Here is a 2,254-nt window from a genome sequence, read left to right on the forward strand (position 1 = left end):
AAGACCAACCGGGAACGGGCCGGCATGCCAAAAGCATTGCCAGCATCCTCGTTACGCAGCCTAAGCCCACCGGGGACATATCACCCTATTTTACCATTGCGGAGAAGTATGGTATTAAAGTTGATTTTCGCGAATTCATACAGGTTGACCCTGTCTCATATAAAGACTTTCGCAAGGAAAAAGTAAACATCCTCGACCATACGGCTATCATCTTCACCAGCCGCAATGCCGTCGACCATTTTTTTCGGATTTGCCAGGAAGCCAAAATTGAGATGCCTGCCGAAATGAAGTATTTCTGCATTTCAGAGCAAACAGCTAACTATTTGCAGAAGTACATTGTGTTGCGGAAACGGAAACTATTCGTTGGACTCCGTACCGCATCTGATTTGTTCGAAGTCATCAAGAAGCACAAAAGCGAAAAGTTCTTGTACCCATGCTCTGACATTCGCAAGGATGATATTCCGGAGTTCATGCGGGCCAACAACTACAAGTTCACGGAGGCGGTCATCTACCGTACTGTTGCCAGCGACCTGTCGGATCTGAGCGACGTGAAGTATGATTGCCTAGCTTTTTTCAGCCCCTCCGGCATCAGTTCTCTCTTTGTTAACTTCCCCGACTTCGTACAGGACGGTACGCGCATTGCGGCATTTGGTCCTACCACAGCAAAGGCTGTCCGCGATGCAGGTTTAGAGTTGGATATTGAAGCCCCCATGCCTAATGCGCCCTCTATGACGGGTGCTATTGAAGAGTATATTCGTCGAAATGCCGAAGCTGTTGCTGCCCTCAAAAGCAGCAAATAAAAGCAAGAAACAGAATAGTATCGGCCCCCTTTTCCAGCAATTAGTCGTTGGAGAAGGGGGTTTCTGTTTTACCAATGCAAAATGGTAACCGAATCAGTCTCGGAAGTGTATTTAAGCAGGCAAAAACATAAGGCTAGATAGACACTTAATCTGACAGCAGAGCGTTTTAGCGTAAAGACGCGACCGAGTTTTTTTTCTACATTTGAAAACGTACCTGTGTAGCCTGTTATGGCATACGCTCCGTTAAATCTGTTGCTATATGAAGCGAATTTTACTTGCCGGTTTTTTATCCACCTGCGCTGGTACTGCCTTTGCCCAGCAACAGCCTAATTTTACGCACTATCCGTTTGTTGGCCTTTACTTGAATCCTGCTTATGCAGGCATTAAAGGGCAAGGAGAAATTACAGCGTTGGGTCGCTATCAATACCTTGGCTACAGTGGTAGTTTTGATGATGGTGGTTCGCCCCAAACCTACTTGCTTTCGGCCTCGTTGCCGGTGCCTGCTTTGGGTGGGGGTATCGGTATTCAGGTATACCGAGACGTAGTAGCAGTGTTGAAAACTACGAACGCCCAACTCTCTTATTCCAAGCATTTCAAAATTGGCGAAGCTAGACTGGGAATTGGGGTTCAGGGTATCTATAATCACGTAGGCCAGGGCGGTTACCGCCCCGTCGATCTAAATGACCCGAGAGTGCCCATAGAAGGCTCTGACGCAAAGTTTGACCTAGGCGCTGGAGTATGGTATGAAGCGCCTAAATTTTATGTGGGTGTAAGCGTAAACAACCTACTGCGGGCAAATGGGTACCGCTACCTAGCGCGACCAGTAGATCCTACTGCGGAGCTTTCTGAAACGGCTCGGTATCTGAATGAAAATCATTCGTACCTGACTGCTGGCTACAATATTGAGGCATCTTCATCCGTTGTGGTAACGCCCACCGTACTCATGAAAATGGTGCTGCCGGGTAAGTTCGGAAACAACGATAAATTTAATTTCAAAAATAATTCTTACGAAGCTGGTATTCGTGCTACAGTCAATGACCGGTATTGGGCTGGCATTGGTTATCGCTACGATGAATCCATTACTGGCTTGGTAGGATTCAGTTTTGGAAAAGATAATGCTGCACGCGTTGGATTAGCTTATGACCTTATTGCATTTAATCAAGATGCAAGGGCATTGAGCTCTGTCGAATTGATGTTATCGTATCGCCTACCCAAGCCCGGAATTTTTACGCGTCCAGCAGTACGTACGCCGCGTTACAGTTTTTAGCCTTCATATCTGGCAGGGTTTTCGCGGTTTAGGTGAGTAAGAAAGACGAAGAGGATAACCGTAGGGAACCTTGAGGAGCTATCCTCCTGTTTCACCGAATGTTGCACTTCTCGCGGTCTTTTCAACGCGTCAGAGGAAAGGCTTGTGCGCGTACGCTTCAATGAGTAAATTTGCCGTTCCATAAAAT

The 2,254-nt window shown here is 46.9% G+C and carries 2 protein-coding genes; both read left to right on the forward strand.

Going from position 1 to position 2,254, the window contains the following annotated elements:
- The first annotated feature begins 35 nt into the window (after positions 1–35).
- Entirely contained in the window at positions 36–800 is a 765-nt protein-coding gene (locus J4D97_RS22755; RefSeq protein WP_208309592.1) for a uroporphyrinogen-III synthase, read from the forward strand.
- Between the two features lie 259 nt (positions 801–1,059).
- Positions 1,060–2,067 (forward strand): PorP/SprF family type IX secretion system membrane protein, encoded by a 1,008-nt coding sequence (locus tag J4D97_RS22760; RefSeq protein WP_208309591.1) that lies wholly within the window; start codon positions 1,060–1,062, stop codon positions 2,065–2,067.
- Positions 2,068–2,254 lie beyond the last annotated feature (187 nt).

Source organism: Hymenobacter defluvii, assembly GCF_017589435.1.
GTDB lineage: Bacteria > Bacteroidota > Bacteroidia > Cytophagales > Hymenobacteraceae > Hymenobacter > Hymenobacter profundi.